Raw genomic sequence first — 26,063 nt, forward strand, 5'->3', positions numbered from 1 at the left:
ATGCCGGGTGAAAATGGCGTTTGCAGCGGGCCTTGCCGGACAACCTTGGGACCTCCGGCGATCAGGTCATGATGTACCGCGTATAGCAATTACTTTTTTTTACAAATAATCAAATACTAACTGTACTGCCCGATTCGGAGCGCCGTCGGGCATACTTCGGGAAGATAAGTTTTCAGTAAGACGCCCACCGGGGGAGCGCGGTTGAAGCCGACAGACGCAACACAGCATCCAATGGTCGATAATTTTCCAGACGAAATCCGGACCGGGGCGGCGACGATGCATTTTACAAACCAGGAACCAAACAAGACCGCGCTGCGCATGCGAGCAGCCGACCAACTGCGCCATCGCATCACGGCACTGCTGGACGAGGCCGATCAGTTGCATGCCGTCAGCGAGGCGTCGCCGGAGCAGGATGACCTGATTGCACGCTTGCGCGAAGCCAACACGAATTTAATGCTGGCCACGTTCGGGGCGCAGGATTTGCAGGCCACGGCAGAAGCCTCCAACCGCGCCAAGGAAGAATTCCTGTCCACCCTGGCGCACGAATTGCGCAACCCGCTGGCCGCCATCGTGATGGCCAACGCAGTGCTGGGCAAGGTAGTCGAAGCCCATGCGATTCTGCCCAAACTGCATGGCATCCTGCAGCGCCAGACCAATCATCTGACCCGCCTGGTGGACGACTTGCTGGATGCTTCACGCGTCTCCAGCGGACAGATCTCGCTGCAAAAAATTGCCATGGATTTTCTCGACGTCATCGCCAACGCGGTCGAAATCGTGCAGCCGTTCATCGACGCACGCCTGCAAACGCTGCAGCTCGACATACCCGACCAGCCCGTGGTGATCGACGGCGATCCCGGCAAACTGACCCAAGTGTTTTCGAACCTGCTGGTCAATGCCGCCAAATTCAGCGCCGAACGGGAAGCGATCGCGATTCGTGTCGGCGTGCTGGACGGTCACGTCGCGATATCGGTCAAAGACCGCGGCGTCGGCATCGCCAGCGAAGTGCAGCCGTTCATTTTCGATCTGTTCAAGCAGGGACCGCTGGCCGTCGAGCGGGCTCAGGGCGGGCTCGGCATTGGCCTCTCGCTGGTGCGTTCGATCGTCGAAATGCACGGCGGCACGGCCAGGGTGCAGAGTGACGGCCCGGGACTGGGCAGCGAATTCATTGTCACGCTGCCCCTGTCATCAACGCCGGTGGCGCCGCGCAACGCGTCGGCATTGCTCAACGCAGCGCCGCAGTCGCGCCGGATCTTGCTGGTCGAAGATAACCCTGATGCCAGCGCCACCCTTGAAACATATCTGACCCTCGAAGGCCATACCGTGCATTGTGCGGTCGACGGCCCCGCCGCTCTGGCGCTGGCGCAAACGCATCCGTTCGACATCGTGCTGTGCGATATCGGCCTGCCGGGCATGAATGGCTACGACCTGATCGCCCACTTGCGCCCTTTGCTGACGCCAGCGCCGTGCTTCATTGCGGTGTCCGGCTACAATCAGTTGCAAGACCGCCTCCAGGCCATCGATGCCGGATTCAACCATTATCTGGTCAAGCCGGTTGCCATTGAACTTTTGCTGCATCTCATCTCCCTGGGCACACAACATTGATGATGCCCCACACCCGAATGCGACCAATGGATGCCAGCGTACACGCCAGCCGCAACGCGCCCATGACAGGACTGCGTCGAAATGCGAGCCGATATTGACCATGCCAACACCTGACGTCCAACGCCACCAACTGATCCGGCAAACCATCCTTGCACAACCTGACGCCATCGTTGCGGTGACAATGAAGCTATGGCTGGGGCTGGCGCATGAACTGGTGCCCATCATTGGCGAACTCGGTTTTCAATCGCTGTTCGCGCGCAGTTGCCATCTGGCGCGCCGGGTCCATCCGTGGTTGCGCGCGAGCTCGAGCCAGGATCGCATCGAGATCCACTTCGCCGATCTGCAAGGCAGCTTGCAGGATCGGGCCGATGAAGAAGCGGGTGAAGCCAGTATTCTTTTACTGATTACGCTAATCGATATCATCGCCACGTTGATCGGGGAACTCCTGACCAGCAGTATTTTGCGATCCGCGTGGAGCAATGCACAATCGAACCAGGCAGGCAAGGAACCACAACAATGACAACTAAAGTAATCATCCGCCGACTGGCGAGCGGTGTGCCGGGCCTTGACGATCTGCTCGGAGGCGGGCTGCCGGAATTCTCGTTCAACCTGATCGCCGGCACGCCCGGCAGTGGCAAAACCACGCTGGCGCACCAGATCATGTTTTCGCTGGCAAACCCGGACCGGCGCGCGTTGTTTTTTACCGTCCTGGGCGAGCCGCCACTGAAAATGCTGCGCTACCAGCAGCAGTTCCCGTTTTTCGATATCGACAAGATCAATGACTCGATCAAGTTCGTCAATCTGGCGGCCGATCTGCTGGAAGGCAATTTCGATCGCGTGATGGAGCGCATCGCCGAGGAAGTGCAGAACTTTTCTCCCAGCCTGGTGTTTGTCGATTCGTTCCGCTCGGTAGTGCAATCGGCCAAGGCGATGGATTCCGGTATGGCCGGCCTGTCGCATTTTGTGCAGCAGCTTGGCATGCAGATGACCAGCTGGCAGGCGACCACCTTCCTGATCGGCGAATACCTCGCTCCCGAAGCAGAATCAAGCCCGATCTTCACCGTGGCCGATGGCATCGTCTGGATGTCGCAGCTGGTGCACCGTGATGCGATGATTCGCAAGATTCAGGTCGTCAAGATGCGCGGCCAGGCGCAAAGCCCGGGCGTGCATACCTTCCGCATCGGCAATGAGGGCGTCGAAATTTTCCCGCGCGCAGTGATTCGTTATGCAGCGAGTGAAGAAATCAGCATTCCCGGCGACAAGCGCCTGTCGCTTGGCGTGCCCGGGCTCGATGCGATGATGGGCGGCGGCTTGCCGGTCGGTTATTCGCTGCTGGTGGTGGGGCCGTCCGGCTCTGGCAAGACCGTGCTGGCAACGCAATTCCTGGCCGAAGGCGTGCGCAATGGCGAGCCGGGCGTGGTGGCGGCATTCGAGAAGAGCCCGAACCAGCTGCTCAGCCACAAACTCAATGCACTCGTCGGCAGCGGCGACGTGGGCATGATCAATACGCGTACGCTCGATCTGTCGCTCGATGAAATCCTGCACGACATCGTCGCGATGATCAATCGCATGAAGGCCAAGCGGGTTGTGATCGACTCATTGTCCGGGTTCGAACTGGCGCTGGCGTCGGTATTTCGCGAAGATTTCCGCGAAGCGCTGTACCGGATGGTGGCCGTGTTGACCGGCATGGGGGTGACGGTGCTGATGACGGCCGAGCTGGAAGATCACTACACAATGCTGCGCTTCAGTTCGTATGGCAATGCCTTCCTGGCCGACGCGATCGTGATGCAGCGCTACGTCGAAATCGAGGGGCAGTTCGAGCGCGTCCTGTCGGTGGTCAAGGTGCGCTCCAGCGGCCACAGCAAGGACATCCGCTTCTACGACATTACCGAAGACAGCATTCAGATCGGTGCGAAGGCCGGGGCCTACGAAGGCATCCTGTCCGGTTTGCCGACCCTGCTGCCGGACTGAACGCCGGCTAACGCACCAGGGCCTTGATCGTGGCCCACTGCCGCCGTGAAATTGGCAGGCGCTGCTCGACCCCGCGCAGGATGACCTGCCAGGTATCCTGACCGCGCTCTTCCTCGCCCTGCCCTGTTACCGCCAGCCGGGCCCGCTCGACCCCGGCAATCGCATCGCGCGCCACCAGCGCGTTGCGGTGCACCCGCACGAACCGGTGCGCCAACTCTTCTTCAAGCGACAGCAGGGATTCCTCGATCAGGTGTTCGGCGCTGCCGGTGCGGACGGTGACGTACTTGGTTTCGGCTTTCAGATAAATCACCTCGGCCACCGGCACCAGCAACAGCCGTCCGCGCTCCTGCACGGCAAAATGCTGCCGTGCGCTTTGCAACGACCGGGCTGCATCCGTCACCGCATCGCGTTGCTGCCGGTTCGGGCGCATGGCGGCACGCGCGATTGCGTCGGCCAGACGCGCTGCCCGCACCGGCTTGAGCAGGTAATCGAGCGCCCGCACTTCGAAGGCCTTCAGGGCATAGTCGTCAAACGCGCTGATGAAGATGATCGCCGGCGGGGCTGCCAGCTGGCTGCCGAGATGGGCCGCCAACTCGATGCCGTTCATGCCCGGCATCTGCACATCCAGCAGCACGATGTCCGGATCGAGCGCCACGATGCCATCCATGGCAGCCTGGGCGTTATCGGCTTCACCCACGATCACGTGCGGGCACCCGGCCGCGATATCGGACAACACATCGCGCAGCCGCGCCCGCGCCGGCGCTTCATCATCGACCAGAAAAAGACGTACCGTCATCCGTCCACCTTCACGTAAGGAATGCTCAGTCGTACTTCGAACCTGCCCTCGACCACCGTCGTGCTCAACTGCGCTTCGAGGTCGTACAGCAGGCGCAGGCGCCCGCGAATATTGTCCAGCGCCATATGGTTGCCCAACGAGACCGGCGCGTTGCCATGATACGGATTGGTAATCAAAATGTGAATCGTGTCGCGTGCGCGCCGCAACACAATCCGGATCAGCGCCGGCGTGCCGGTTTGCTCGACGCCGTAATACACCGCGTTTTCCAGCAGCGGCTGCAGCAGCAGGGACGGCATCCTGGCCTGGCGCAGCACGTCGGCATGGATCGCCGTGGTGTCCCATTCGATTTGCAGGCGCTCGCCGAGACGGATCGTTTCGATCGACAGATATTGCCGGCATAGCCGAATCTCGTCTTCCATCGAGGTGATGTCGCGGTTGTCGCGCATCAGCACGCGAAACAGATCGGCCAGATCCTCGAGGGCGGTCTCGGCCCGGCGCGGATCGCTGCGAATCAGCGCCAGCACCGCGTTGAGGCTGTTGAACAGAAAATGCGGCCGAATGCGCGCCTGCAGCGCCTGCAAGCGCGCTTCGCCCAGCGCCGGCGAAAAGGCGCGCGCGCGCAGCTCGAAATAATGCTGCAGCGCGAGCCCGAACAGCGCCGCCATCAGCATTGCCTCGACCGGCGTCAGATTCGGCACGCTGGCCAGAAACCAGTCCAGCCGCGCCATCAGGCGCACCACCAGCGCTGCCACCAGGGCCGGCACCAGAGCGCACAACACGCGCTGACTGCGTGGCGTCAGGCGCGCGGCGATCCGGCGCACGCCACACAACGCCACCAGCGAACTCATGCAGATCAGCTCAACTACCATCGAGGTTTGCACAAAAGCCAGCAAGGCCGCGCTGCGATCGCGGTGCTGCATCAGAATCCCGACGATGACGACCAGGTTGACCGCCGCCAGCACCCGCAGGATCACGCCGGTGTTGCAGCAATCGGGAATGACGACCTCAGGCGGATCGGTGTTGGCAGCAGCTGGCATGGCGAGACGGATTCCCTGAGGTTGACGGCAATGCTTGTTTTATAATCGAACCATCCTGCGTTCGGCGCACTTTCTTTTTGGCGCATTCACTTTTGGCGCACTCACTTTTTGCGCACTCACTTTTCGGACTCCAATTATGACAGCTCAATTCTCCAAAAAAGGCGAAGCCTGGTCGGCCCGCTTTTCCGAACCGGTGTCCGATCTGGTCAAGCGCTACACCGCCTCGGTGTTCTTCGACAAGCGGCTCGCCGCCGTCGACATCCAGGGTTCGCTGGCGCACGCGCAGATGCTGGCGACGCAAGCGATCATCACCGATGCCGACCTGCAGGCCATCCGCAGCGGCCTCGGACAGATCAGCACGGAGATCGCCGAAGACCGGTTCACCTGGCTGCTCGATCTCGAAGATGTGCACCTGAATATCGAAAAGCGCCTCACCGAGCTGGTCGGCGACGCCGGCAAACGCCTGCATACCGGGCGCTCGCGCAACGATCAGGTAGCCACCGACATCCGGCTGTACCTGCGCGGCGCGATTGACGACTTGACCCTGCTGCTGCGCGAACTGCGCCTGGCGCTGGTCGACCTGGCCGAACAGCACGCCGACACCATCCTGCCGGGCTTCACCCACATGCAGGTGGCGCAACCGGTCACGTTTGGCCATCACCTGCTGGCGTACGTCGAGATGTTCGGGCGGGACGCCGAGCGCATGGCCGACTGCCGCAAGCGCGTCAACCGCCTGCCGCTTGGCGCTGCCGCGCTGGCCGGCACCACTTTTCCGATCGATCGCGAACTGGTCGCGACGCTGCTTGGGTTCGATGCGGTCTGCACCAATTCGCTCGATGCGGTGTCGGATCGCGATTTTGCGATTGAATTCTGCGCCGCCGCCGCACTGGTCATGACGCATATTTCGCGCATGTCCGAAGAGCTGGTGATCTGGATGAGCCCGAGGGTGGGGTTCATCGACATCGCCGACCGCTTCTGCACCGGCTCGTCGATCATGCCGCAGAAAAAAAATCCCGACGTACCGGAGCTGGCGCGCGGCAAGACCGGTCGCGTGACCGGCCATCTGATGAGCCTGCTCACGCTCATGAAGGGCCAGCCGCTGGCCTACAACAAGGACAATCAGGAAGACAAGGAGCCGCTGTTCGACACCGTCGACACCCTCACCGATACGCTGCGCATCTTTGCCGACATGGCACGCGGCATCACCGTCAAGCCCGAGGCGATGCGCGCCGCCGCCCTGCAGGGCTACGCCACCGCCACCGATCTGGCCGACTATCTGGTCAAGAAGGGCCTGCCGTTTCGCGACGCCCACGAAGCGGTCGCCCACGCGGTGCGGGTCTGCGTCGACAAGGGTTGCGATCTGAGCGACCTGACGCTGGCCGAGCTGCAGGCGTTTTCGCTGCTGATCGAAGCCGATATCTATCAGGTGCTCACGCTGGAAGGCTCGGTGGCGGCGCGCGACCACATCGGCGGCACCGCGCCGCGTCAGGTTCGCGCTGCCATTGCGCGCCTGCGGCAAGAACTTGCCGACTGACATATTTCAGCGCTACAGGACGTTGCAAGAAATTCCTGAACTATTTCTGGAAAGCTGAATCCGGCCACAGCTCTCCTGCGTAAAGTGATTTGTATTCCCTGCTCGATCGAGCAAACCACTTTATGAAGGAGACTGTCATGCCGTCATTGTTCGCCAAAAGTTCTTGCTGCGCCGCACTTGTCGCCAGCGCCATTGCATCCCTGACTGCCGTTCCCGCAGTCGCCTCCAGCCATCGCGAAGCGCCGTTCATCACGCGCATGCCGAAGGTCGATGGCACCGATCTGTACCTGTTCCGCAGCTATGAAGCCAACCGCTCCAGCTTCGTCACCCTGATTGCCAATTACGCGCCCCTGCAGGATGCCTACGGCGGCCCGAATTATTTTTCGATGGACCCGGATGCCCTGTATGAAATCCACATCGACAACAACGGCGATGGCAAGGAAGACCTGTCCTTCCAGTTCCGTTTCAATACCGAAAACAAGAATACCCAGCTGACTGTCGGCGACAAGAAAGTTGCGATCCCGCTGGTTATCAATGGCGCCTCCGACATCAACAGCGTCAACTCGGCCGCCGCCAATGTGCGTGAAACCTATTCGGTCACGATGGTCAAGGGCGATCGACGCGGCGGTCAGCGCACGGCGATCACCAACGCCAGCGGCGGCGCCGCGGTGTTTGACAAGCCGCTCGACAATATCGGCAACAAGTCGATTTCTGATTACGCCAGCTATGCCGCCAAGCATGTTGTGGCCATCAACATCCCTGGTTGCAGCACCCCCGGCAAGATGTTTGTCGGGCAGCGCAAGGACCCGTTCGTGGTCAACCTCGGCGAAACCTTTGACCTGATCAACATCAAGGCGCCCGCCACCGCCTTCGATCCGAACGCCGAGCGTGCCGGACATGACGATCTGGCCGACAAGAATGTCACGGCGATCGAACTCGAACTGCCGATCGCCTGCCTGACCAACGGCAGCGAGCCAGTCATCGGCGCCTGGACCACCGCCAGCGTGCGTCAGGGTCGTCTGATCAATCCGACGCCGAACTCCAGCAAGGCCTCCAAGGAAGGCGGCGCGTGGTCGCAGGTGTCGCGTCTGGGCATGCCGCTGGTGAATGAACTGGTGATCGGCCTGAAGGACAAGGATCAGTTCAACCACAGCAAACCGACCGGCGACGGCCAGTTCATCGATTACGTGACCAACCCGACCCTGCCGGCGCTGGTGCAGATCCTGTTCGGCTCGGCCGGCGTCAAGGCGCCGACCAACTTCCCGCGCAGCGATCTGGTCGCGGCGTTCCTGACCGGTGTCAAGGGCGTCAATCAACCGGCCAATGTGGTTGCCTCCGAGATGCTGCGCCTGAATACGACTACCCCTGTGAGCGCCACGCAGAACCGTCTGGGCGTGATTGGTGGCGACAGCGCCGGCTTCCCGAACGGCCGCCGGCCAGGCGATGACGTGGTGGATATCACGCTGCGCGTAGCCATGGGTCGTCTGTGCAAGCTCAGCATCGGTTGCGTGCCGGGCGATGCGCCAGCGGGCGATATCGATTTCACCGACGGTGCCTATCTGGACAGTGCGTTCTTCGACACCACCTTTCCGTATCTGAAAACACCGATCGCCGGTTCGCTCAAGCATTGATTCACCCGAACCCTCACGGCATTTTCATCAGGAGAGCATCATGAAAAAATTCATTCTGTTTTGTGCCACGGCATGCCTGCTGTCGGCATGTGGCGGCGGTGGCGGCAGCGGCAATGCCACGACCGGCGAAACCTCGGCGGCGGCGCCCGACGACTCGTTTGTCAGCGCGATCTTCAGCCTGATCGGATCGGCTACCGATGACGCATCCGACCAGTCGATCGATGCCGTCGGCGTGACGACACCGGACAATACGGCGCCGGTGACGATCATGTAACTGCAGTTTTTCTGTCGTCCAATGCAAATTGGGACGCGGCCTGTGCACTTCCCCGAGTGCGCAGGCTTTTTTGCGTGCGGCCAAGCTATCGGATAACCGTAGTTGATGCATCCGGCCGACCCTGCTACCCTCTTGCCCGTGCTTGCAAAAAATACGCTGCCGCATTGCACCAGCGCGCAACAGCGACCCAATAACGATCGAGACACTTCATCCTCCGGAGACTTCATGCGCACCGCATTCCCATTCAAAACACTGTCGCTCGCCCTGCTCGTCGCAGGAATTGGCTGTTCCACGCTGCCCGCCGCCCATGCGGCCGATATCAAGCTCGGCGCGGCCGAGGCGTTGACCGGCCCCGCAGCAAAGTATGGCGTGGCCATCAAGAATGGCCTGACACTGGCGGCCGATGAGGTCAATGCCAAGGGCGGCGTCAACGGCAACAAGCTGGTGCTGGTGATCGAAGACGAACAGGGCAAGAAGGAAGAAGCCATCAACGTCTTCAAGAAACTGATCTTCCAGGACAAGGTCCTGATGGTGTTTGGCCCGACCCTGTCGAACTCGGCCTTCGCCGCCGACCCGATTGCAGTGGCCTCGAAAGTCGTCGTTTTCGGCACCAGCAACACCGCCGAAGGCATCAGTGCGATGGGCCCCACCATTTTCCGCAACTCGGTGATGGAAGCCGACGTGCTGCCAGTGACCACCAAGGCCGCCGTCAAGCAGTACGGCATCAAGAAGGTCGCGATCATTTACGGCAACGACGATGCCTTCACCAAGAATGGTTACGACGTGTTCAAGGCCACGCTGGAAGCGCAGAAAATCCCCGTCACGGCGACTGAAACCTACGCCAAGGGCGATGTCGATTTCAAGGCCCAGATGACCAAGATCAAGGCGACCAATCCGGATGCGATCGTCTGTTCCTGCCTGGTCGAAGAAGCCGCCGGCATCATCCTGCAAACCCGCACGCTGGGCATGAAGCAGCCGTTCATCGGCGGCAACGGCTTGAATTCGCCGAAGTTGTTTGAAATCGCCAAGGACGCCGCCGAAGGCACCGTGCTCGGCAGCCCCTGGTCGGCCGAGAACCTGACCCCGGCGAACAAGGCGTTCATCACTGCCTACAAGGCGAAATTCGGCAGCGATCCGGACCAGTTCGCGGCGCAGGCCTATGACGCGGTGCACATCGTTGCTGATGCGCTCAAGAATGTGAAGCTGAGCGGTGCGCTCGACAAGGATCGCCAGGCGTTGCGGGATGCCTTGCCGGCAGTGAAGATCGACGGCGCCACCGGTGCCTTTGCGTTCCGCCGTGCCGCCGCCAAGGATGGCAAGGAAAGTGGCTATGATGCCGAACAGGAAGCCATCGTCAATGTCGGCAAGGGCGGCAAATTCGTCCTGCTGAAGTGATATCCCCAGTCTGATCAGAAGTACTCCCACGCGGCATTTTCATCTCCACTGAAAATGCCGCGATCACATTCAGGCAATGGCCATGCTCGAACAACAACTCATTAATGCCCTCTCGCTGGGTAGTGTCTACGCCCTGTTTGCACTTGGCTTTACGCTCGTCTTCGGCGTCCTTGGCGTCATCAATTTATCGCATGGCGCGATCTTCATGCTGGGCAGTTATGTCGCGCTGATGCTGATTCAAAAGCTGGCAATGCCGCTCTGGCTGGCGCTGCTGGCCGCCATGCTGGTCACCGGCCTGATCGGGCTGGTGGTCGATTTCCTGGTGCTGCGACCGCTGCGGGCCCGTAATGCGCCGCATCTGGCGCCGATGATCGCCTCGATTGGCGTGGCGATCATGCTGACCAACCTGGCCCAGGGCCTGTTTGGCGCAGAGAACAAACGCTTCCCGGCCGGCACCATCCCCGAAGAGAGCATCAGCTTCGGCAGCGTGCATGTGACCGCGGTGCAGATCGGCATCGTGGCGATTTCGTTCATCCTGATGCTGGTGTTGCTGATGGTGATGCGCCGCACCCAGCTCGGCCGTGCCCTGCGCGCGATCGCCGAGTCGCCCAAAGCCGCTGCGCTGCTGGGCATTCATGTCGAAGGACTGTTTCTGCTGACCTCGTTTGCGGCAGCCGCATTGGGCGGCGTCGCCGGCGTGCTGGTCGGACTTTCATTCAACGCGATTTCGCCGTTCATGGGCCAGCCGATGCTGCACAAGGGGATTGCCGTCATCATCCTGGGCGGCATGGGTGACATTCGCGGCGCCATGATCGGCGGGCTGTTCCTCGGTTTCGCCGAAGTCATGAGCGTGGCCTATCTGTCGTCCGATTTGCGCGACGCGGTGGCATTTGGTTTGTTGTTTCTGATTCTGCTGGTGCGCCCTTCCGGGATGTTTGGCAAAGTCCTGGAAAGGAAGGCTTGAGATGATGGAATGGTGGGAAGCCTTCTGGTCGACATACAACACGGTCATTTTCAGCATTGGCGTCAATGCGATGCTGGCGCTGTCGATCTACATCACGCTGTCATGCGGACTGCTGTCGCTGGCCAATGCGGCCTTCATGGGCATCGGCGCATATGCCGCGTCGATGATCAGCATGCAAACCGGCCTGTCGTTTCCGGTCGCGCTGGCAGCCGCCGGCGCACTGCCGGCGCTGGTGGCGCTGATCATCGGCATCCCGACGCTGCGCCTGTCGGGCGTGTATCTGGCCATGGCCACGCTGGGATTCGGTGAAGTGGTGCGAGTGATCGTGCTGAACATGTCGATCACCGGCGGGCCAATGGGCATCAACGGGATTCCGCAAAAAACCGAGTTCTGGCACATCCTGCTGCTGCTGGGCGCGACGCTGTATGTGCTGGCACGGATGCGCCGCTCGAAAATCGGCCGCGCCTTTGAAGCCATCAAGGCCGATGAAGTCGCCGCACGGCTGATGGGGATCAATGTCTCGGCCTACAAGCTGCTGGCATTCGTGATGGGCGCGGTCATCGCCGGTGTCGCCGGCGGCCTCAATGCGCACTACACCTTCACCATCGGTCCTGGCAATTACGCCTTCGAAAACGCGGTCGAGATTCTGACCATGGCGGTCTTCGGCGGCACCAGCAACCTGATCGGGCCAACCGTCGGCGCGGCAATCCTGACCTTGTTGCCCGAGGTACTGCGCGAGCTGAAGGATTTCCGGCTGGCGTTCAACGGGCTGATCCTGGTGCTGGTGATTCTGTATCTGCCCAAGGGCATCTGGGACCCGCGCCGCATTCGCGGCTTCTGGCGCCGTCTCACCGGAGGGCCACGTTGATGCTTCAGTTTAATCAAATCAGCAAGCATTTCGGCGGTCTGAAAGTGCTGCAGGACGTCAGCTTTACCGTGCCTGCGGGCGGCATCTTCGGCATGATCGGACCCAACGGCGCCGGCAAGACCACGGTGTTCAATCTGCTCACAGGATTGCTGCAACCGTCAGGCGGCAGCATTGCTTTCAATGGCCAGAATCTGGGCGCCGTGGCGCCGCATCGCATCACCGAACTCGGCATCGCGCGCACGTTCCAGAACATCCGGATTTTCAAGGAAATGACGCTGCTCGAAAACGTCATCGTCGGCATGCATGCGCATCTTGACTACGGCATTGGCGACCTGCTGCTCAATCTTGGCACGTTCCGCCAGGCCGAAGCAAAGGCGCGCGAGCGTGCGCTCGAATTGCTATCGTGGGTCAAGCTCGATCACAACGCCATGCTGCTGGCCGAAAGCCTGTCGTATGGTGAACAACGCCGGCTTGAATTCGCCCGCGCCCTCGCGACCGAGCCGAAATTGCTGTTGCTGGATGAGCCGGTGGCGGGCATGAATCCGGCCGAAAAAACCGAATTGATGGCCGAGATCGTCAACATCAGGCAGCGCGGCTTTTCGATCTTCCTGATCGAGCATGACATGCGCTTCGTGATGGGATTGTGCGACCGCATCGCGGTGCTCAATTTCGGCCGCATCATCGCTGAAGGCACGCCCGACGAAATCAAGAACAACCCCGAAGTCATCGAAGCTTATCTCGGCAAGGAAGACGCATGAGCGCGCTGTTGCAAGTTACCGGCCTGGCGGTGTCGTATGGCCACATCGAGGCCGTCAAGGGCATCGATCTGGTCTTGCATGCCGGTGAAATCACGGCGCTGGTGGGCGCCAATGGCGCCGGAAAAAGTACGGCGCTGCTGGCGATTTCCGGCTTGCTGAAAGCCAGCCGCGGCGCGGTGCTGTTCGACGGCGTCGACCTGACCAAACTGGCGCCGCATCAGATCGTCGCGCGCGGCGTGGTACAGGTGGCCGAAGGACGGGCGATCCTGACCACGCTGACAGTGGCCGAGAATCTCGCGCTCGGCACCTACGCACGCAAGGACAAATCGGGCGTCGCTGCCGATCTGGAATGGGTGTATGCGTTGTTTCCGGTGCTGCGCAGCCGGCGTGATGGACTGGCCGGCAACCTCTCGGGCGGCGAACAGCAAATGCTGGCCATCGGCCGCGCCTTGATGGCCAAGCCGCGCGTGTTGCTGCTGGATGAGCCGTCGATGGGACTGGCGCCGCTGATGGTGCAGGAGATCTTCCGCATCCTCAAGGAAATCAACCTGACCGGCCTGACGATCCTGCTGGTCGAACAAAACGTGCGGCAGGCGTTGAAGATCGCCCAGCGTGGTTATGTACTCGAAACCGGCAAGATCGTGCTGTCCGGCAGCGGCCAGGATTTGCTGGATGATCCAAAGGTGGTGGAGGCGTATCTGGGGGGCTGAGGCGCAAGACCCAGCGGCATTCGTTCCTAATACAACACCCGCGTCCGTATGGTCCCGGCAATTCCGTGCAACTTCTCCAGCGCGACAGTCGAACATCCGGCCGGCACATCCATCACCAGATAGCCGATGGATTCATTCGTCAACAGGCTTTGGGCCGAGATGTTGATGCCATTCTCCGCAAAGATCCGGTTGATCGCCGAAAGCACGCCCGGTATGTTCTGGTGGATATGCAGCAAGCGATGCCTGCCGCCAAACAGCGGCACCGCGATTTCCGGAAAATTCACGGCCGACAGGGTCGAGCCGGTATCGGAATAACGGGCAAACTTCTCGGCGACTTCGAGGCCGATGTTGGCTTGCGCTTCCTGTGTCGAGCCGCCAATATGTGGCGTCAGGATCACATTGTCGAACCGGCGCAGCGGCGACAGGAATTCTTCGCTGTTGGATTTCGGTTCATTCGGAAACACGTCCACGGCAGCGCCGCCAAGATGCCTGCTTTCCAGCGTCGCCGCCAGTGCATCGATATCGACGCACTGGCCGCGTGCGGCATTGATGAAAATGCTGCCGCTCTTCATCCTGGCAAATTGTGCCGCGCCCATCATGTTCCGGGCCGACTCGTTGTCGGGAACGTGCAAGGTCACTACGTCGGCTTGCGCCAGCAAATCATCGAGGGAGTCGACCTGATGGGCATTCCCCAATGGCAGTTTGGTGATGACATCAAAGTAAATTACCCGCATGCCAAGCGCCTCGGCCAGCACGGACAGTTGACTGCCAATGTTGCCGTATCCGACGATGCCCAGCGTTTTACCGCGTGCCTCGAACGACCCTTCGGACGATTTCGACCAGCCGCCGCGATGAACCAGTGCATTTTTTTCAGGAATGCCGCGCAGCAGCAGGATGGTCTCGGCCAGCACCAGTTCGGCGACCGAGCGGGTGTTGGAATACGGCGCGTTGAAAACCGGGATGCCGCGCAGCATGGCTGCGCGCAAATCGACCTGGTTGGTGCCGATGCAAAAGCAACCGATCGCCACCAGTTTGTCAGCCGCTTCAATCACCGCTTGCGTGATCTGGCTGCGCGAACGGATGCCGACGAAGTGGACATCGCGGATCTTGTCGATCAGGGCGGCATCGTCGAGCGCTGTCGGCAACGATTCGACATTCATGTAACCGTTGCGCGCGAGGACATCGAGCGCATTCTTGTGTACGCCTTCCAGCAACAGAAAGCGGATCTTGTCTTTTTCCAGCGAGAGTTGGGTCATGCGCATTTCCGATGTGTGGTGACGGTCAGGTAACTACCCGTCGGATTTCAGGGATTACGGCAGGTCAGGTGAAAGTCCCGCCGTGATTATTCTTGCGGCATTGGGGCAAGGATGGAATTGACGCGTGCCTCATCGGGCGCATCGAACACGGTATTGTGCATCTCCGTCAGCGGACCCCAGCCCGGCATGACATTACCGTGCCGGTCATGGCCGATCGCCTTGAATTTCCATAGCCCGGCATTGCGCTTGAGGTTGCCCACATGCTCGCCATGTTCGGTCTGCACGCGGTAGACGCGCTCATTGACCGGATGCAGAACCAGCTTGCCCAGAAGCGCCGCCTCGCTCATGACGCCGCCTTCGCCGCCAGCTGGCGCAGCACGTAATGCAGGATGCCGCCGTGGCGGAAGTACTCGACTTCTTTCGGCGTCATCAGCAACACCTGCACCTGGAAAGCCACTTCGTTACCGTCATCACTGCTGGCAACGATATCGGCAATCCGGCTGGCGCCATCGTGCAGGCCGGTGATGTCAAATATCTCGTTGCCCTTCAGACCCAGCGATGTCGCATCCTGCCCGTCGAGGAACTGCAGCGGCAGCACGCCCATGCCCACCAGGTTGGAGCGATGAATACGCTCGAAGCTTTCGGCGATCACGGCTTTAACACCCAGCATCATGGTGCCCTTGGCGGCCCAGTCACGCGACGAACCGGCGCCGTATTCCTTGCCGGCGATGACCACCAGCGGGACGCCGCTGGCCTTGTACTGCACGGCGGCGTCGTAGATGGACAGCTTCTGCCCGGTGGGATAGTGCAACGTATCGCCGCCTTCCACGCCGCCCAGCATCAGGTTCCTGATGCGGATGTTGGCGAAGGTGCCGCGCACCATCACGTCGTCATTGCCACGCCGCGAGCCGTATGAATTGAAATGGGCTGGCGCGACGCCGCGCGATTGCAGGAATCGTCCAGCCGGTGAATCTGCCTTGATATTGCCCGCCGGTGAAATATGGTCGGTCGTGATCGAGTCCCCGAACAGGCCGAGCAGGCGCGCACCATGGATATCCTGGATGCTGCCGACGGCCATCTGCATGCCCTCGAAATAAGGCGGATTCTTGATGTAGGTCGAGTCGGCATCCCAGGCGAATATTGCGCCGTCGGGCGAGTCGATCTGGTTCCAGCGGTTGTCGCCGGCAAAGACATTGGCGTAATTGCGCTTGAACATCTCGGGACCGATGCTGCGCACGATCAGATCGCCGATTTCCTTGTTGGACGGCCAGATATCGCGCAGGAAGACGGGCTTGCCGTCGGCGCTAATGCCCAGCGGTTCGGTGGTCAGGTCGATGTCGACGGTGCCGGCCAGCGCATACGCTACCACCAGCGGCGGCGATGCCAGGTAGTTCATCTTGACTTCCGGGTGGACCCGGCCTTCGAAGTTGCGGTTGCCGGATAGCACAGCCGCGACCGCCAGGTCGCCTTGTTCGATGCCGCGCGATACCGCGTCAGGCAACGGTCCCGAATTGCCGATACAGGTCGTACAACCGTAACCGACGATAAAGAATCCCAGTTGTTCGAGGTCCGCCAGCAGGCCGGCCTTGGTCAGGTAATCGGTCACCACCAGCGAACCCGGCGCCATTGAAGTCTTGACCCAGGGCGCCGGCTTCAGGCCCCTGGCCAGCGCATTGCGTGCGACTAGGCCGGCGGCCAGCATGACTGCCGGGTTCGAGGTGTTGGTGCAGGACGTGATAGCGGCAATCACCACCGCGCCATCCTTGAGCGTGAAATCCTGTGGGTCGGCAAGCGTCACGTTCGACGCCATCACCGATGCCTCATGCTCGATCGCCGTAGTACCGCCCTCGCCTTCAAAGCGCTGCACCGCCGGTTCGGCCGGTTTGCGGCCGGCGATCATGCCGACCAGGTTCGTGGTGAAGTTGCCTTTCATGTCCGACAGCAGCACGCGGTCCTGCGGCCTCTTCGGCCCCGCCAGCGAAGGACGCACATCGCCCATGTCGAGGTGCAGAGTTGCGCTGTACTCGGCTTCCTGATCGGTGCGCCACAGGCCCTGCGCTTTGGCATAGGTCTCCACCAGCGTGATCTGCTCTTCGCTGCGCCCGGAGAGTCGCAGATAACGCAAGGCCTCGTCGTCGATCGGGAAAATACCGCAGGTCGCGCCATATTCCGGCGCCATGTTGGCAATCGTTGCACGGTCGGCCACGGGCAGCATTGCCAGGCCGTCGCCATAGAATTCGACGAACTTGCCGACCACGCCAAGCGAGCGCAGCATCTGCGTGACGGTCAGCACCAGGTCTGTCGCGGTAGCGCCCTCGGGCAATTGACCAGTGAGCTTAAAGCCGATCACTTGCGGGATCAGCATCGAACTCGGCTGACCCAGCATGGCCGCTTCGGCTTCGATACCGCCGACGCCCCAGCCCAGCACACCAAGGCCATTGACCATCGTGGTGTGCGAATCGGTACCGAAGACCGTATCGGGGAAGGCATACTGGACACCGTCGATCTCGCGCACCATCACCACACGCGCGAGGTTTTCCAGATTGACCTGATGGACGATCCCTGTGTTCGGCGGCACCACCTTGAAATTATCGAAGGCTTTCTGGCCCCAGCGCAGGAAGCTGTAACGCTCGCCGTTGCGGCTGAATTCGATCCGACCATTGATCTCCAGCGAATCGGGCTGGCCGAACGAATCGACCTGCACCGAGTGATCAATCACCAGCTCCGCCGGAATCAGCGGGTTGATGTTGTCGACCGATCCGCCCAGCTTCACCACGGCGTCGCGCATGGCGGCAAGGTCGACCATGCACGGCACACCGGTGAAATCCTGCAGTACCACGCGCGCCGGCATGAAGGCGATTTCGGTGGCTGGTTCGGCCTTGGCGTCCCATTGTGCGATGGCGGCGATCGCGTCTTTGGTGACCGAGATACCGTCCTCGCAACGCAACAAATTCTCCAGCAGGATCTTCATCGAAAACGGCAATCGTGCGAGGTCGAATTGCTGGCCCAACCGGGCCAGGCTGAAGATGGTGTAATCGGTGCCATTGATGGCGAGGGTGTTACGCGTGGCGAATGAGTCGTTCATTGGAGCTCCTTCAAATTACCTTGACCTGCACACTGCTGCAGCTTGCACCGGCAGCACAAGCCAACAGTCAACCGTAGTTATACCGAAAACGACGAGCCGCAGCCGCAGGTAGCGGTTGCGCCCGGATTCTTGATCACAAACTGCGCGCCTTCGAGGTCATCCTTGTAATCGATCTCGGCGCCGACCAGATACTGGTAGCTCATGGAATCGATCAGCAATTGCACGCCATTTTTTTCCATGGTGGTGTCGTCTTCATTGGCGACTTCGTCAAACGTAAAACCGTACTGGAAACCGGAACAGCCGCCGCCCTGCACGAACACGCGCAGCTTCAGTTCGGGGTTGCCGTCTTCTGCGATCAACTGGGCAACCTTGGCGGCTGCGTTATCCGTAAAGAGGATCGGTGCAGGCATTTCGGCGATGGCATTCATGGTGGACTCCGGGTAGGTGCAACGTTCAAATGAAGCGATATTGGGTATTCTGGTACTCGACCTGGCAGGCTGGTTCAAACAACGCCTGCGCCTGCCGCCTGCACGTCCGCATGGTAAGAACTGCGCACCATCGGTCCGGATGCGACATTGGCAAAGCCCATCCGGTGCGCCTCGTCCTCATACATCCGGAATCCATCCGGATGCACGTAACGCTGCACCGCCAGATGGCCAGCCGACGGTTGCAAGTATTGGCCAATTGTCAACATGTTTACGCCATGGGCGCGCAAATCACGCAGGACTTGCAGGATTTCGTCATCAGTCTCGCCAAGACCGACCATCAGGCCGGACTTGGTCGGGATCGACGGATGCATGGCCTTGAAATTCTCCAGCAGGTTCAGCGAGTTCTGGAAATCAGCGCCTGGACGGGCCTCCTTGTACAGGCGTGGAACGGTTTCGATATTGTGGTTTAGCACATCCGGTGGAGCGTTGCCAAGGATGGACAGTGCCAGGTCGAGCCGGCCGCCAAAATCCGGCGTGAGAATTTCAATCCGGGTAGCCGGTGCGGCGGCCCGGATCCGGCGGATGCATTCGACAAAATGGCTGGCGCCACCGTCCGGCAAATCATCGCGGTCGACCGACGTGATGACCACGTAACTGAGCTTCATCAGCGCAATGGTCTGCGCCAGACGGGCCGGCTCGTCGGCATCAAGCGCATCGGGCCGGCCGGTGCTGACATTGCAGAAGCGGCAGCGGCGCGTGCATTTGTCACCCATGATCATGAAGGTGGCGGTGCCCTTGCTCCAGCATTCGCCGATGTTCGGGCAGGATGCTTCTTCGCAGACCGTCACCAGCCGGTTGGCGTGGACAATCTCCTTGGTGTCGCTGAAGCGGCCCGATGAAGCGACCTTGACTCGGATCCAGTCAGGCTTGGCCAGCCTGGCCGACGGCAGCGTCGCGTCGCGCTTGGTCTTGAGGGAACCGCGTTGCTGGTCGGGCCGGTCGCCGGGCAAGGCCGGTGGCAGGATCGAGACGACATTCCGGAAGGTGATGGTTTCAACGCTCATGGCGTGACTTTCTGGATTCGACATTACACAGCCTCCACGGCAAGTTCCGGCTCGATCGAGCGCAGCAGGTTTTCGATGCTGGCGAGCGTGCCGCCGATGGAGCTCGGGCAGGTGCCGCATGCGCCCTGGTAGTGAATGCTCAGCGTGTCGCCCGCCAGTCCCAGCACATGCAGGTCGCCGCCATCGGCCTGCAATGCCGGACGAATATGCTGGTCCAGCAAGTCGTTGATGCGGGCAAAGCGGACCTGCTCCTGCTCGCTCATGTCATGCACGGCAAGGCGGGCGGCAGTCACCCTTTGTGCAGACTGGGCCGCGGCGGCAGGCGCGGCGCGCAGCGGTACTGCAATCTGGCGCACCAGCGCCGGCCAGTCGGCCGCGCCATCCTGAGTCACGGTCAGCCAGCGGTCGGTATAAAACACATTGGTGACATGGTCGAGCGCGAACAGGGCGGTCGCCAGCGGGTCATTCACGGCCTGCTCCGCGCTTTCGTACGAATGCGCAATACCCCAGCTCAAGGGTTCATGCAGCGTAAACTTGACGGCGTTCGGATTCGGCGTGTCGTCGATTTCAGCAATCTTTGGCATGTTTGCCTCCTGCAAAAAAATGGTCGGGCGCCATCACGCGTCGCCAATCATCGCGTGCACCGGGTCGTGCTCGGCTTCGGTCGACAGGCTGCCGATGGCATGGAACGCAGCATGCAAGGTGTGCCAGGGCAGGACTGCGCATTTGACCCGGACCGGCAGCGCGGCGATGCCGGCGAACACCTTCAACCGGCCGAGGTGATGCTCGCTATGCATGTCGAGCTTGCCGGTGGTCATGGCGACGAATTCACGCACGAGCGTCTCGGCATCAGCCTGGGACTTGCCCTTGACTGCCACAGTCATCATCGATGCCGAGGATTTGCAGATCGCACAGGCGGCACCCTCGAACGCGATCTGGTCGATCGTCTCGCCCTGCATCGCAAGGCTGACTTCGATATGGTCGCCGCACAGCGGATTGTGTCCCGCCGCGTGATGCGTGGCGTGCTCGACCACGCCGAAATTGCGCGGCTTGCGATTGTGATCGAGGATCACTTCCTGGTAGAGCGCTCTGGGATCGGTCATTACAAAAATACTTTCTGCACGGCCCGTATGCCGGCAGTCAGGGCATCGACTTCTGCCATGGTGTTATAGAACGCGAACGAGGCGCGTGAAGTGGCCGGCAGGCCCAGCCGCTGCATCACCGGCTGCGCGCAATGATGGCCGGTGCGCACCGCAATGCCCTCCTCGTTGAGCAAGGTACCGATGTCGTGCGGATGCACGCCATCGATGACGAACGACAGCACCGCCGCCTTGTGCGCAGCGGTGCCGATGATGCGCACGCCCTGCAGTTGCTGCAACCGGCCGGTGGCGTACTCGAGCAGTGACTGTTCCTGCCGGCTGATCGCCTGCATGCCAATGCCGGACAGGTAATCGACCGCAGCCGCCAGGCCAATGGCTGCGGCAATTGGTGGCGTGCCGGCCTCGAACTTGTGCGGAATGGTGTTGTAGGTGGTTTTGTCGAATGTCACCGACAGGATCATGTCGCCGCCACCCTTGAAGGGCTGCATCCGCTCCAGCAGCGCAGCCTTGCCATACAGGATGCCAATGCCGGTCGGCCCGCATAATTTGTGCCCCGAGAAGGCATAGAAATCGCAATCGAGATCCTGCACATCGATCGCCATGTGCGGCGCAGCCTGCGCGCCATCGACTAGCACCGGCACGCCATGTTCATGCGCGGTCGCAATCATCTGCTTCACCGGATTGACGGTGCCGAGTGCATTCGAGACGTGCGTGAGGCCGACGAATCTGGTGCGCGCATTGAACAGGCCCTGGTACGCCTCCATCAGCACTTCGCCAGCATCATTGATCGGCGCGACACGAATGATCGCGCCCTTTTCTTCGGCCAGCATTTGCCATGGCACGATGTTGGCATGGTGCTCCAGCGTGGTCAGGATGATCTCGTCGCCGGGGCCGATGAACTTGCGGCCGTAGCCGTGCATGACAAGGTTGATCGCATCGGTGGTGCCGCTGGTAAAAATCACTTCACGGTCTTCGCGCGCGTGGATGAATTGTTGCAGGGTGCGCCGCGCCGCTTCGTATTCATTGGTCGCGATGCCGGACAGCGTGTGCACGGCGCGATTGATGTTGGCGTGCTGCGTCGTCTGGTACCGCACAAGACGGTCGATCACCTGCTGTGGCATCTGGCTGGATGCCGCGTTGTCGAGATAGACCAGCGCATGCTGGTTCACCTGCAAGGCAAGGATCGGGAAATCCGCACGAATGCGCGCCACATCGAGGGCATCGAAGCCGGTGCGGTCATGGTTCATGGCTGGCGACCCGTCTGTTCGAGCAACTGGTGTGCAAGTCGCCGCTTCACGGACGCGACCGGGATGCGTTCGATGATCTCGGCGCCGAATGCGTAGGTCAGCAGTTTGCGCGCTGCGACATCGCTCAGGCCGCGACTTTGCAGGTAAAACACTTCGTCGGGATCAAGCTGGCCGACCGTCGCGCCGTGCGTGCACTTGACATCGGAGGCGAAAATTTCAAGTTGCGGCTTGGTGTCGATGTGCGCCTTGCCGGACAACAGCAAATTGCGATTGGACTGGCGCGCATCGATTTTTCGCGCGCCGGGCCGCACCATCACCTTGCCGTTGAACACCGCATGGGCACTTCCACCGGCGATACATTTATGCAGCTGGCGACTGGTGCCGTGCGGCCTGGCGTGATCGACGAACGTGTGCGTGTCTGCCAGTTGCCGGCCTGCGATCATCGCCAGTCCGTCGAGCGTGCAGGTCGCGCCTTCGCCGGCGTGGACGACATCCAGGTCGACACGCGAAATCTGCGCGCCCAGTGCGATGCTGACCGATGCGAAATGACTGGCATGTCCGAGCGACACCGCGCACAGACCGATGTGCAGGGCCAGATTGCCTTCGCGCTGCAGGCGGACGTGATTGACCTGCGCAGAATCGCCCAGCGCGATTTCGGTCACCGTATTCGTGAAATGCACTTCTTCCTGCACGCCCGGCGGGTACAGCACGACGTAATCCTCGACCACGGTAACACTGCTGCCAGGTTCCGCCACGATCAGGCAGCGCGGGTGGCTGACAACATCCTTCCGGGTGGCGATGAACAGCAAATGGATGGGTGCGGCAATGGCGCAATCGCGCTGGACAATGACGACGGCGGCGTCATCGAGGGCGGCCGTATTCTGTGCGGCAAAATACGCATCGTCGATGCTGGCATGGCGGCCGAGATGCGTCTCGATCGCGTGCACGTGATGCGCTCGTGCGGTCGGCAGGTCAGCGACGACGATACCGTGTTCTGGCGGCACGACCGATAGCCGTGGTGCATGGATGCCATCGACGAACACCAGCCGCGTATGCGCTTCCTCGACAGAAAGTCCGGCGATGTCCTCAAGCTGTAGCGGGCTTGCGCCCATTGCTGGCGCAAACGTCGTCGTTGCAAACGGCGACAGGTCGGTAAAGCGCCATTCTTCGTCACGCGTAGTTGGCTTGTCCAGGACGGCAACGCGCCGGCTCGCCCGTGCGCGCAGGGCATCCAGCCATGACTGCGCGCCGACGCCGGCGTCGGCGGCCCGATCCCGCGCCAGGATGGCAGTGGCGTTCATGCAACCACCTTTTGCGCAGCTTCGTAAGCGTCGCTGACCCACTCGTAGCCACGCTCCTCGAGTTCGAGCGCCAGCTCTTTTCCACCAGTCTTGATGATGCGGCCGGCGTCCATCACATGCACGAAATCCGGCACGATGTAGTTAAGCAGGCGTTGATAATGCGTGACCATGACGATCGCGTTATCGCGCGTCGAAAGCTGGTTGACGCCGTGGGCGACGATACGCAAGGCATCGATATCGAGGCCGGAGTCGGTCTCGTCGAGGATCGCCAGGCGCGGTTCGAGCAGCGCCATTTGCAGGATCTCGTTGCGCTTTTTTTCGCCGCCGGAAAAGCCCTCGTTGACACTGCGATCCAGGAAGTCAGGACTCATCTCCAGCAACTGCATTTTTTCGCGCACGAAATCGTCGAACTCCAGCGGATCAAGTTCGTCATTGCCGCGTTCCTTTTGCACCGTGTTGTAGGTCAGGCGCAGGAACTGGCTGTTGATCACTCCCGGTACTTCGATCGGATACTGGAACGCCAGGAACAGCCCGGCCCGCGCCCGTTGTTCGGGCTTGAGCGCAAACAGATCCTGTCCCATGAACAGGACCGATCCGCCGGTGACCTCATACGCGGGATGCCCTGCCAGCACCTTGGCAAAGGTGCTCTTGCCGGAACCGTTTTGCCCCATGATCGCGTGCACTTCGGCACTGCGCACCGTGAAGTCGAGATCCTTCAGGATCGGCGTACCGTTCACGCTGGCGCACAGGCTGCGCACCTCCAGCAGTATCTTGCTGTCGCTGCTTCTCGTCTGATGTGTCATCCGATGCTCCCTTCCAGTTTGAAGCTCAGCAGGTTGGTTGCCTCGACTGCGAACTCCAGGGGTAATTGTTGAAATACATCCTTGCAAAAACCGTTGATGATCATCGATACCGCAGCCTCTGCATCGATACCACGCTGTGAAAAATAGAACAGCTGGTCTTCCCCGATCTTCGAGGTCGAGGCTTCATGCTCGACCTGCGCCGAAGGATTGCGCACCTGGATGTACGGAAACGTATTTGCACTGCATTCCTCGCCGATCAGCATTGAGTCGCATTGGGAATAGTTGCGTGCGCCGGTGGCGCCAGGCGTGATCCTGACCAGGCCGCGATAACTGTTGCTGGATTTGCCGGCGGAAATCCCCTTGCTGACGATCGTGCTGCGCGTGTTTTTTCCGATATGGACCATCTTGGTGCCGGTGTCCGCCTGCTGGTAGTTGTTGGTCACGGCTACCGAATAAAACTCACCGACCGAGTTGTCGCCTTGCAGGACGACCGACGGATACTTCCAGGTGATCGCCGCTCCGGTTTCGACCTGGGTCCAGGAAATCCGGGAACCCACGCCCTTCGCCAGACCGCGCTTGGTCACAAAATTGTAGATGCCGCCGACGCCGTTTTCATCACCGGCATACCAGTTTTGTACGGTCGAATACTTGATGTCGGCATGGTCAAGCGCCACCAGTTCGACCACCGCTGCATGCAGCTGGTTACTGCTGAATGCGGGCGCGGTGCAGCCTTCGAGATAGACCACGGAGGCACCCTCTTCGGCAACGATCAGTGTGCGTTCCAACTGCCCCGACTCTTCGGTATTGATACGAAAATATGTCGACAGGTCCATCGGGCATTTGACGCCCTTCGGGATGTAGCAAAACGAGCCATCGGTAAAGACCGCGGAATTGAGCGCGGCATAAAAATTGTCGCCGCTCGGCACCACCGAGCCCAGGTATTTTTTGACCAGATCAGGAAATTCCAGCACCGCTTCGGACATGGAACAAAAGATCACGCCGGCCTCCGCCAGTTTGTGCTTGTAGGTCGTCGCCACGGACACACTGTCGAAAATTACGTCAACCGCCACACCCGCCAGCGCCATGCGTTCATGCAGCGGGACGCCGAGCTTTTCGAAGGTGCGCAGCAACTCCGGATCGACTTCGTCGATGCTGTTGAGCCTCGGTTTGGACTTCGGCGCCGAGTAATAACTGATGGACTGGAAGTCGATGTTCGGATGGTGACAACTCTGCCAGTGCGGCTCGGTCATCGTGAGCCATTTCCGGTAGGCCTCCAGACGGAAGGTGAGCAGCCAGGCAGGCTCTTTTTTCTTTGCTGAGATCAAGCGGATCGTGTCTTCGCTCAGCCCCTGGGGCGCCACGTCCGATTCAATATCGGAGACAAATCCGTGTGGATAAGGTCGGTTGACCAGTTGTTGAATTACTGCACTCATGGGTGATAACCCTCGCCATTTTCTTGGGTCGGGAGCAAAATCCTGCACTGCCCCGACAGAACCGCGTCAGGAAGAAGATTTCCTGCAATGGCCTTTACTGCTGTTCGGTCACGCTTCAGACAGCCATGCTTTTTCCTTTCAGGTTGAAACTCTCGCCACAACCGCACTCGCTCTCGGCATTCGGGTTCGTGACTTTCAATGTTTCGTTGAAGCCCTGCTTGACGAAGTCGACATGAGAACCGTCGATCATTGGCAGGCTAACGGGATCAACCACTACGTTGATATTCCCCGACTCAAATAGCAGGTCGCCGTCCTGGGCTGCGTCGACATAGTCAAGGGTGTAGGCAAAGCCGGAACAACCGACTTTCCTGACGCCTAGCCGGATACCGAAGCCTTTGCGATTTTTTTCAATCTGGGCGCTGATTTTTTTTGCTGCATGTTCTGAAAATGAAATCGCCATCGTGATTTGCCTTTGGGGTCATCTGCAATACCTGACTAATTCAGTCGGGAATTCATCCTACAATACTTGAGTAAAATACTCAACCTTGTGGTCGTAGTGGGTATCGACCGTCAAGGGTGACCTGGACGACTGCCATCAGGACCGGAAAACGATTGCCCATACGCGCCGTGGCCGCATGGCGCAGGCGCACGCGGTCTCACAGGACCCAGGAATGCGTTGATGGGAATTGGTGGGAATCCACCAAGGAAAATAAAATCCGAAGACTGCTCAGGCGCGGGTCATCGACTGCGCCAAGGCCTGCCAAACGGAAGGCTGCCGCTCTTGACGGGCGGGTTCGCGATGGAAC

At 60.5% G+C, this 26,063-nt stretch carries 25 protein-coding genes; 11 read left to right on the forward strand and 14 right to left on the reverse strand.

What is annotated here, in order from left to right:
• Positions 1-318 precede the first annotated feature (318 nt).
• The 3 genes from RCH09_RS10745 to RCH09_RS10755 all read left to right on the forward strand — a co-directional run bounded on the left by RCH09_RS10745 (position 319) and on the right by RCH09_RS10755 (position 3,573).
• Positions 319-1,602: a hybrid sensor histidine kinase/response regulator gene (locus tag RCH09_RS10745; RefSeq protein WP_326941086.1), complete on the forward strand. Its 1,284-nt coding sequence runs from the start codon at positions 319-321 to the stop codon at positions 1,600-1,602.
• 100 nt (positions 1,603-1,702) lie between these two features.
• Entirely contained in the window at positions 1,703-2,122 is a 420-nt protein-coding gene (locus tag RCH09_RS10750) for a hypothetical protein (RefSeq protein WP_326941087.1), read from the forward strand.
• The gene (locus RCH09_RS10755) at positions 2,119-3,573 is read left to right on the forward strand and encodes an ATPase domain-containing protein (RefSeq protein ID WP_326941088.1); all 1,455 of its coding nucleotides are present in this window, start codon (positions 2,119-2,121) and stop codon (positions 3,571-3,573) included. Before RCH09_RS10750 ends, RCH09_RS10755 begins: the two co-directional genes overlap by 4 nt.
• 7 nt (positions 3,574-3,580) lie before the next feature.
• Here RCH09_RS10755 and RCH09_RS10760 read toward each other — a convergent pair whose 3' ends face one another.
• Together RCH09_RS10760 and RCH09_RS10765 are read right to left on the reverse strand one after the other, a co-directional pair.
• Positions 3,581-4,369: a LytR/AlgR family response regulator transcription factor gene (locus RCH09_RS10760; protein WP_326941089.1), complete on the reverse strand. Its 789-nt coding sequence runs from the start codon at positions 4,367-4,369 to the stop codon at positions 3,581-3,583.
• Complete coding sequence (locus RCH09_RS10765) at positions 4,366-5,406, reverse strand: sensor histidine kinase (protein ID WP_326941090.1); 1,041 nt, start codon at positions 5,404-5,406, stop codon at positions 4,366-4,368. Before RCH09_RS10765 ends, RCH09_RS10760 begins: the two co-directional genes overlap by 4 nt.
• Positions 5,407-5,542: 136 nt before the next feature.
• Here RCH09_RS10765 and argH point away from each other — a divergent pair, with 136 nt between their 5' ends.
• The 8 genes from argH (at position 5,543) to RCH09_RS10805 (ending at position 13,540) form a co-directional block, all read left to right on the forward strand.
• On the forward strand, positions 5,543-6,940 hold the full coding sequence (argH, locus tag RCH09_RS10770; RefSeq protein WP_326941091.1) for an argininosuccinate lyase: 1,398 nt from the start codon (positions 5,543-5,545) through the stop codon (positions 6,938-6,940).
• Between the two features lie 137 nt (positions 6,941-7,077).
• On the forward strand, positions 7,078-8,571 hold the full coding sequence (locus tag RCH09_RS10775; RefSeq protein WP_326941092.1) for a DUF4331 domain-containing protein: 1,494 nt from the start codon (positions 7,078-7,080) through the stop codon (positions 8,569-8,571).
• Positions 8,572-8,611: 40 nt separating this feature from the next.
• Complete coding sequence (locus RCH09_RS10780; protein ID WP_326941093.1) at positions 8,612-8,845, forward strand: hypothetical protein; 234 nt, start codon at positions 8,612-8,614, stop codon at positions 8,843-8,845.
• Positions 8,846-9,070: 225 nt separating this feature from the next.
• Positions 9,071-10,240, forward strand: a complete 1,170-nt coding sequence (locus RCH09_RS10785) for an ABC transporter substrate-binding protein (protein ID WP_326941094.1) — start codon at positions 9,071-9,073, stop codon at positions 10,238-10,240.
• 82 nt (positions 10,241-10,322) lie between these two features.
• A complete protein-coding gene (locus tag RCH09_RS10790; protein WP_326941095.1) occupies positions 10,323-11,204 on the forward strand; it encodes a branched-chain amino acid ABC transporter permease in 882 nt (293 codons plus the stop codon).
• 4 nt (positions 11,205-11,208) lie between these two features.
• Positions 11,209-12,072, forward strand: a complete 864-nt coding sequence (locus RCH09_RS10795) for a branched-chain amino acid ABC transporter permease (RefSeq protein WP_326941178.1) — start codon at positions 11,209-11,211, stop codon at positions 12,070-12,072.
• On the forward strand, positions 12,072-12,830 hold the full coding sequence (locus RCH09_RS10800; protein WP_326941096.1) for an ABC transporter ATP-binding protein: 759 nt from the start codon (positions 12,072-12,074) through the stop codon (positions 12,828-12,830). The genes RCH09_RS10795 and RCH09_RS10800 overlap by 1 nt, the downstream gene beginning before the upstream one ends.
• A complete protein-coding gene (locus RCH09_RS10805) occupies positions 12,827-13,540 on the forward strand; it encodes an ABC transporter ATP-binding protein (protein ID WP_326941097.1) in 714 nt (237 codons plus the stop codon). The genes RCH09_RS10800 and RCH09_RS10805 overlap by 4 nt, the downstream gene beginning before the upstream one ends.
• A 26-nt stretch (positions 13,541-13,566) precedes the next feature.
• On the opposite strand, the gene serA is transcribed toward RCH09_RS10805, so the two are convergent.
• The 12 genes from serA to RCH09_RS10865 all read right to left on the reverse strand — a co-directional run bounded on the left by serA (position 13,567) and on the right by RCH09_RS10865 (position 25,717).
• On the reverse strand, positions 13,567-14,796 hold the full coding sequence (gene serA, locus RCH09_RS10810) for a phosphoglycerate dehydrogenase (RefSeq protein ID WP_326941098.1): 1,230 nt from the start codon (positions 14,794-14,796) through the stop codon (positions 13,567-13,569).
• An 86-nt stretch (positions 14,797-14,882) separates the two neighbouring features.
• Positions 14,883-15,143 carry a hypothetical protein gene (locus RCH09_RS10815; RefSeq protein WP_326941099.1) on the reverse strand — a complete coding sequence of 87 codons (261 nt, stop codon included), beginning with the start codon at positions 15,141-15,143 and terminating at the stop codon, positions 14,883-14,885.
• Positions 15,140-17,881 (reverse strand): aconitate hydratase AcnA, encoded by a 2,742-nt coding sequence (acnA, locus tag RCH09_RS10820; RefSeq protein ID WP_326941100.1) that lies wholly within the window; start codon positions 17,879-17,881, stop codon positions 15,140-15,142. Before acnA ends, RCH09_RS10815 begins: the two co-directional genes overlap by 4 nt.
• Before the next feature lie 77 nt (positions 17,882-17,958).
• Positions 17,959-18,309, reverse strand: a complete 351-nt coding sequence (gene erpA, locus RCH09_RS10825; protein ID WP_326941101.1) for an iron-sulfur cluster insertion protein ErpA — start codon at positions 18,307-18,309, stop codon at positions 17,959-17,961.
• A gap of 74 nt (positions 18,310-18,383) precedes the next feature.
• On the reverse strand, positions 18,384-19,373 hold the full coding sequence (gene lipA / locus RCH09_RS10830; protein ID WP_442785030.1) for a lipoyl synthase: 990 nt from the start codon (positions 19,371-19,373) through the stop codon (positions 18,384-18,386).
• Positions 19,374-19,396: 23 nt separating this feature from the next.
• The gene (locus RCH09_RS10835) at positions 19,397-19,957 is read right to left on the reverse strand and encodes a NifU family protein (protein WP_326941103.1); all 561 of its coding nucleotides are present in this window, start codon (positions 19,955-19,957) and stop codon (positions 19,397-19,399) included.
• Positions 19,958-19,990: 33 nt separating this feature from the next.
• A complete protein-coding gene (gene sufU / locus RCH09_RS10840) occupies positions 19,991-20,476 on the reverse strand; it encodes a Fe-S cluster assembly sulfur transfer protein SufU (RefSeq protein WP_326941104.1) in 486 nt (161 codons plus the stop codon).
• Entirely contained in the window at positions 20,476-21,720 is a 1,245-nt protein-coding gene (locus RCH09_RS10845) for a cysteine desulfurase (protein ID WP_326941105.1), read from the reverse strand. Before RCH09_RS10845 ends, sufU begins: the two co-directional genes overlap by 1 nt.
• Complete coding sequence (sufD, locus tag RCH09_RS10850; RefSeq protein WP_326941106.1) at positions 21,717-23,021, reverse strand: Fe-S cluster assembly protein SufD; 1,305 nt, start codon at positions 23,019-23,021, stop codon at positions 21,717-21,719. The genes RCH09_RS10845 and sufD overlap by 4 nt, the downstream gene beginning before the upstream one ends.
• Entirely contained in the window at positions 23,018-23,824 is an 807-nt protein-coding gene (gene sufC, locus RCH09_RS10855; RefSeq protein WP_326941107.1) for a Fe-S cluster assembly ATPase SufC, read from the reverse strand. Before sufC ends, sufD begins: the two co-directional genes overlap by 4 nt.
• Positions 23,821-25,257, reverse strand: a complete 1,437-nt coding sequence (sufB, locus tag RCH09_RS10860; protein ID WP_326941108.1) for a Fe-S cluster assembly protein SufB — start codon at positions 25,255-25,257, stop codon at positions 23,821-23,823. Before sufB ends, sufC begins: the two co-directional genes overlap by 4 nt.
• 115 nt (positions 25,258-25,372) lie before the next feature.
• Positions 25,373-25,717, reverse strand: coding sequence for a HesB/IscA family protein (locus RCH09_RS10865; RefSeq protein WP_326941109.1), 345 nt, complete (start codon positions 25,715-25,717; stop codon positions 25,373-25,375).
• Positions 25,718-26,063 lie beyond the last annotated feature (346 nt).

The organism is Actimicrobium sp. GrIS 1.19 (assembly GCF_035984655.1).
In the GTDB taxonomy this organism is placed as follows: domain Bacteria; phylum Pseudomonadota; class Gammaproteobacteria; order Burkholderiales; family Burkholderiaceae_D; genus Actimicrobium.